5 protein-coding genes are annotated in these 6,122 nt (G+C 71.2%); 4 read left to right on the top strand and 1 reads right to left on the bottom strand.

The window, feature by feature from the left end; genetic code table 11:
- The coding region (locus DMB66_RS52385; RefSeq protein ID WP_148112869.1) for an ABC transporter ATP-binding protein at positions 1-1,686 on the bottom strand (1,686 nt) is incomplete at its 3' end.
- An 83-nt stretch (positions 1,687-1,769) separates the two neighbouring features.
- Here DMB66_RS52385 and DMB66_RS52380 point away from each other — a divergent pair.
- The 4 genes from DMB66_RS52380 to DMB66_RS52365 form a co-directional block, all read left to right on the top strand.
- Positions 1,770-2,186 (top strand): MarR family winged helix-turn-helix transcriptional regulator, encoded by a 417-nt coding sequence (locus tag DMB66_RS52380; RefSeq protein WP_125811555.1) that lies wholly within the window; start codon positions 1,770-1,772, stop codon positions 2,184-2,186.
- A gap of 274 nt (positions 2,187-2,460) precedes the next feature.
- A complete protein-coding gene (locus DMB66_RS52375) occupies positions 2,461-3,003 on the top strand; it encodes a TetR/AcrR family transcriptional regulator (RefSeq protein ID WP_125811554.1) in 543 nt (180 codons plus the stop codon).
- A 1-nt stretch (position 3,004) separates the two neighbouring features.
- A complete protein-coding gene (locus tag DMB66_RS52370) occupies positions 3,005-5,356 on the top strand; it encodes an MMPL family transporter (RefSeq protein ID WP_125811553.1) in 2,352 nt (783 codons plus the stop codon).
- A 229-nt stretch (positions 5,357-5,585) separates the two neighbouring features.
- Positions 5,586-6,122, top strand: a 537-nt coding sequence (locus tag DMB66_RS52365; RefSeq protein ID WP_125811552.1) for an ATP-binding cassette domain-containing protein, incomplete at its 3' end; no start/stop codon positions are given.

Here is a 6,122-nt window from a genome sequence, read left to right as displayed (position 1 = left end):
GGTCGACAGCCGGTGCGCGATCGTCACCGTGGTCCGCCCGCGGGCCAGCTCGTCGAAGGCGCGCTGCACGGCCCGCTCGGTCGAGGTGTCCAGGGCGCTGGTGGCCTCGTCCAGGACCAGGATCCGGGGGTCGCGCAGCAGGGTCCGCGCGATGGCGATGCGCTGCTTCTCGCCGCCGGAGAAGCGGTGCCCGCGGGAGCCGACGACCGTGTCGTAGCCGTCGGGCAGGCCGGCGATCAGGTCGTGGATCTGTGCGGCCCGGGCGGCCTGCTCGATCTGGGCGTCGGTGGCGTCCGGGCGGGCGTACCGCAGGTTCTCCCGCACGGTGGTGTGCAGCAGGTAGGTCTCCTGGCTGACCACCCCGACGATGCTCGCCAGGTCGGCCAGGCGCAGGTCGCGCAGGTCGATGCCGTCGATGGTGATCCGGCCGGCGGCCGGGTCGTAGAGCCGCGCGATCAGCGCGGCGAGGGTGCTCTTGCCCGAGCCGGTCTCGCCCACCAGGGCCAGCGACGTGCCGGCCGGGACGTCCAGGCTGATGCCCGCGACCGTGGCGGTCGCGCTGCCCGGGTAGGCGAAGGTGACGTCGTCCAGGCGCAGGTGGCCGCGGACCGGGCTGGGCACCTCGACCGGCTCGGCGGGGTCGTCGACCTCCACCGGCAGGTCCAGGTATTCGAAGATGCGGGCGAACAGGGCGAGCGAGCTGGTCAGCGAGACGCCGACGCCGAGCAGGCCCATCAGCGGCCGGAAGAGCCCGGCCTGCAGCGTGGTGAAGGCGACCAGGGTGCCGATGCTCAGCGTGCCGGCGGTCGGCGGCAGTCCGGCGCTGAGGTAGATGACCGCGGGGATGGCAGCGAAGATGATGCTCATCGCGGCCATCCGCCAGCGCCCGGCCAGCTCCGAGCGCAGCTCCAGATCGATGAGCCGGGTCGAGGAGGCGGTGAAGCGCCCGACCAGCGCGGCGCCGGTGCCCATGGTCTTGCTCAGCTGCACGCCGCTGATCGACAGGCCTTCCTCGATGGTCACGTTGAGGTCGGCGAGTTCCCGCTGCCGCCGCGCGGTGATCTCCCTGCGCATCCGCGCGACCCGGCGGGTCAGCAGGATCGCCGGCGGCAGGACCACCAGTGAGACGAGGGAGAGCTGCCAGGACAGGGCTGCCATGGCGACGGCGGTGGCGACGGCGGTGGTCAGATTCGAGGCGACGGACGTGGCGGTGGAGGTGACCACCGACTGCATGCCGCCGATGTCGTTGGTGATGCGCGACTGCACCTCGCCGGTCCGGGTGCGGGTGAAGAACGCGACGGACTGGCGGTGCAGGTGGGTGAAGACGTCGACGCGCAGCCGGTGCATGACCTGCTGGCCGACGGTGGTGGAGAGCCAGGTCTGCACGACGCCGAGCACCGAGGTCACGGCGGCGACGGCGACCATGCCGGCGACGAGCCAGACCAGCAGCGTGACGTCCTGCTCCGGCAGCGCGCGGTCGATGACCTCGCGCAGCAGGAAGGGCGCGGCCATGGCGATCACGGACGAGGCCACGATGATCGCGATGACCACGCCGAGCTGCAGCCGGTGTGCGCTGAAGAGCCGGCCGATCCGGCGCAGCGAGACCTCTTTGGCCTGCTTCTTGTCGGCGGCGGTGAGGGTGGGGGTGCGGCCGGGACGGCCGCCTCCGACGGGGGCGGTTTCCAAGAGCACGACCTTCTTCCGGTACGGGATTTAGTGAGGTTGCCTCATCATGAGGGAACAACCGCAACCGCTGGTACCGTATTCCCGTGGAAGACACCGCCGCCGACAACCTCTCCGAGCTGTTCTGGGCCGTCGCCCGCCGGCTGCGGCACCTCAACAAGGAGGCCCTGGAGCCGCTGCACGTCTCGCCGTCGCACGGCCGGGCGCTGGCGGTGCTGCTGCGGCACGGCCCGATGCGCCCCGGCGCGCTCGCCGAGCACCTGCGGATAGCCCCGCGCTCGGCCACCGAGGTCGTCGACGACCTGCAGAACCGCGGCCTGGCCGCCCGCGCGCCGGACCCGGCCGACCGTCGCGCGACGCTGGTCGACCTGACGACGGAGGGCCGGCTGGCCGGTGACGGGATCCGGGCGGCCCGCAAGGCGGCGACCGAGCGGTTCTTCGCGGACCTGAGCGCGGCGGACCGAGCAGACCTCACCCGCATCCTGCTCCAGTTGCGCGACTGACCCCGGCCGCCCGACCCCGGCCGCCCGACCCCGGCCGCCCGGCCCCGGCTCCGCTGATCTGGCCGCCCGATCCTGGCTGCGCGATCCCGGCTGCGCGATCCCGGTTCCGCGATCCTGGCTGCGCGATCCCGGCTCTGCTGATCTGGCCCCCGATCCCGGATGACCCGATCCCGGATGACCAGATCTCGGCCGCGCGATCTCGGCTGCGCGTTAGCTGGGTCACTTCCTGACCGATCGGCCAGCTTCTGACCGATCGGTCAGGCATGCTGTCGCCATGGTCCGGACCAAGACGCGAGACGAGATCATCGCCGTCGCCGCCGAGCTCTTCTCGCGAGCCGGCTTCAAGGGCACCTCCCTGCAGGACATCGCCGCCGGGGTGGGCTGCTCCAAGGCGACCCTGCTCTACCACTTCACCACCAAGGAGGCGATCCTCGCCGCCCTCATCGCGCCGGCCGCGGCCGAGCTGGCCGACCTGGATGCCCGGCTGGCCACCCTCGAGGGCATGGCCGTGCGCGAGGCCGCGATCGACGGCTTCGTGGACCTGGTGCTGCGGTATCGCCGGGAGGCCGGAATCATCTACTACGGCTCTCAGGACGTTTTGTGCTCGCCGCCCTTCGCTGAGCTCAAGCCCTTGATCGACAACCTCTGCGCCGCCTTCGCGGCCGGTGCGACCGATCCCGCCGACCAGATCGCCGCCGAGGTCCTGCTCGCCGGCATCTCCTCCGTGGCCATCGGCAAGCCCGATGACGCCGTACTGCGCTCCGCCCTCGCCGCCGTGGCGAAGCGTGCCCTGCTCACACCCCCGATGAAGGACTGACATGGCAACCCTCTTGTACCGGCTCGGCCGGGCCTCGTTCCGGCGCCGCAAACTCGTGATCGCCCTCTGGCTGGTGCTGCTCGCGGCGCTGGGCGGCAGCGCGCTGGCCTTCATGGGCCCGACGTCGAGCAACTTCACCATGCCGGGCACCGAGTCGCAGCGCGCGATCGACGCCCTGCGGACGGAGTTCCCCGAGGCCAGCGGCACCACCGGCACCATCGTGGTCGCCGCTCCCGCGGGCCAGACGCTGGCCGGCCCGGCGCTCAAGCCGGCGGTCGAGAGCCTGGTCAAGGAGGCGTCCACGTTGCCCGGCGTGGTCGGCGCCGTCGACCCGTACGCGGTCCAGGCGCTCTCCCGGGACGGCCGCTACGCGCTGGTCCAGGTGCAGTTCGCCGAGAGCGCCGACGAGGTGACCGAGGAGCAGCGCACGGCCTATCAGGAGAGCGGCGCCGCCGCCGAGGCCGCCGGGCTCCGCGTCGAGCACGGCGGCGAGGTGATGAACTCCGAGCCCGAGGTCGGCGGCACCGAGGGTATCGGCGTCGTCATCGCCCTGGTGGTGCTGGTCGTCACGTTCGGCTCGCTGGTGGCCGCGGGCATGACCATGCTCAACGCGCTGATCGGTGTCGGCGCCGGGATGGCCGGCCTGTTCGCGCTGAGCAGCGTCGTCTCGCTGACCAGCACCGCGCCGGTGCTGGCGCTGATGCTCGGCCTGGCGGTCGGCATCGACTACTCGCTGTTCATCACCTCCCGGCACCGGCAGAACCTGGTCGAGGGCCTGGCTCCGCAGGAGGCGGTCGCCCGCGCGGTCGGCACGGCGGGTTCGGCGGTCGTGTTCGCCGGCATCACCGTGGTCATCGCGCTGGCCGGCCTGGCCGTCGTGGACATTCCGTTCCTGACCGTGATGGGCCTGGCCGCGGCGGCCACGGTCGCCGTCGCGGTGCTGGTCGCCATCACGCTGCTGCCCGCCCTGCTCGGTTTCGCCGGGGAACGGGTGCTGCCGCGCCGGCTGCGCGCCGGCGAGCCACAGCGCTCTGCTTCCCGCTTCCTACCGGGAAGCAAAGCTGCGGACTCTGCCTCCCGTTTCCCATCGGGAAGCAAAGCTGCGGACTCTGCCTCCCGTTTCCCATCGGGAAGCAAAGCTGCGGACTCCGCCTCCCGCTTCCTATCGGGAAGCAGAGCTGCGGGCGGCTCGCGGGCGGCCTCGGGCGCTGCTACCAAGGAGGGCTTCGGTTTCCGGTGGGCGCGGTTGGTGACGCGGTTGCGCGTACCGGTGATCCTGGTCGGTGTTCTCGGCCTGGGCGCGCTGGCGCTGCCGGCCGCGGACATGCGGGTCGCGCTGCCCGATGCGAGCGCGAGCCCGGCCGGTACGCCGGCCCGGGAGGCGGCCGACCTGATCACCGCCGGGTTCGGCCCCGGCTTCAACGGGCGCCTGGCCCTGGTGGTCTCCGCCGACTCGCCGGAGCGGACCACCGCGGCCGTGCAGCAGGTCACCCAGCTTCTGCAGGGCACACCCGGCCTGCTCGCGGTGACCCCGCCCAACCTCAGCCAGGACAAGCGGACCGCCCTGCTCGGCGTCCTGCCGCAGACCGGCCCGACCGACGCGGCCACCGAGGACCTGGTGCACGAGGTACGCGACCGGGTGGCCGGGGTTCGCGACGCGGACGTCTCCCTGACCGGGCAGACGGCCGTGGGCATCGACGTGTCCGAGAAGCTCTCCGACGCCATGCCGGTCTACCTGCTGCTGGTGGTCGGCCTGTCGGTGCTGCTGCTGATGCTGGTGTTCCGGTCGATCCTGGTGCCGCTCAAGGCCGCGCTCGGCTTCCTGCTCACCGTCGGCGCCACCTTCGGCATCACGGTGCTGGTGTTCCAGGAGGGGCACCTGAGCGGGCTGATCGGCCTGGACACCCCCGGCCCGCTGATCAGTTTCCTGCCCATTCTGCTGATCGGCATCCTCTTCGGGCTCGCGATGGACTACGAGGTGTTCCTGGTGTCGCGGATGCGCGAGGACTTCGTGCACGGCGCCGGCCCGCAGGAGGCCACCGTCAGCGGCATGGGGCACGGCGCCCGGGTGGTCACCGCGGCCGCGCTGATCATGACGTCGGTCTTCGCGGGCTTCATCCTGCTGGACGACCCGGTCATCAAGTCCATGGGCTTCGCGCTGGCCATCGGGGTCGCGATCGACGCCTTCGTGGTCCGGATGACGATCGTGCCGGCCGTGATCTCGCTGCTCGGCCGGTCCGCCTGGTGGCTGCCGGGCTGGCTGAACCGGGCGCTGCCGAACGTCGACATCGAGGGCGAGCGGCTGCGCGAGGAGCTCGCGAGCGAGCCCGAGCGGGAGCCGGTCAGCGTCTGATCAGCGGCTGAGCGCCTCTGAGCGCGTCTGAACGGAGCCGGACCGAACGACAGCCGGGGCATGCGGCGCATGCCCCGGCTGGCTGTTTATTGCAGGATTGTTACCTGTTCCGCGATCTAGAAACTTGCGAATCATCTTCCGCTCTGAATAGGTTGCCTTCGGCAACAAAACCATGTGACAGCCAGATCCCTCTGGAGGCATCCATGACGTTGGCGAGGTGGTGCGACCGATGAGCGACGCGCCGATCCTCCTGGAGATGCGTTCCATCACCAAGGAGTTCCCCGGGGTCAAGGCCCTCTCCGACGTCAACCTGGTGGTGCGCGCGGGCGAGATCCACGCCATCTGCGGCGAGAACGGTGCCGGCAAATCCACCCTGATGAAGGTCCTCAGCGGGGTCTACCCGTACGGCACGTACGACGGTGACATCGTTTACCAGGGTGCGGCGACCCGCTTCTCCGACATCCGGGCCAGCGAGCACGCGGGCATCGTGATCATCCACCAGGAGCTCGCGCTCATCCCGGAGCTCTCGATCACCGAGAACATCTTCCTCGGCAACGAGCCCCGCAAGCGCGGCGCGATCGACTGGAAGTCCGCCCAGCGCCAGGCCCGCGAGCTGCTGGCCCGGGTCGGGCTCCGGGAGAACCCGGACACCCTGATCAAGGACATCGGCGTCGGCAAGCAGCAGCTGGTGGAGATCGCCAAGGCGTTCGCCAAGGACGTCAAGCTGCTCATCCTGGACGAGCCCACCGCCGCGCTGAACGAGGCC

The sequence above is a fragment of the Actinoplanes sp. ATCC 53533 genome, assembly GCF_003947245.1.
This window is presented reverse-complemented; position numbering and strand designations above follow the sequence as displayed.

Excerpts from the sequence above, each read along its gene's own strand:
- DMB66_RS52375 (WP_125811554.1), top strand. The coding sequence starts at position 2,461 with ATGGTCCGGACCAAGACGCGAGACGAGATCATCGCCGTCGCCGCCGAG.
- DMB66_RS52370 (WP_125811553.1), top strand. The coding sequence starts at position 3,005 with ATGGCAACCCTCTTGTACCGGCTCGGCCGGGCCTCGTTCCGGCGCCGC.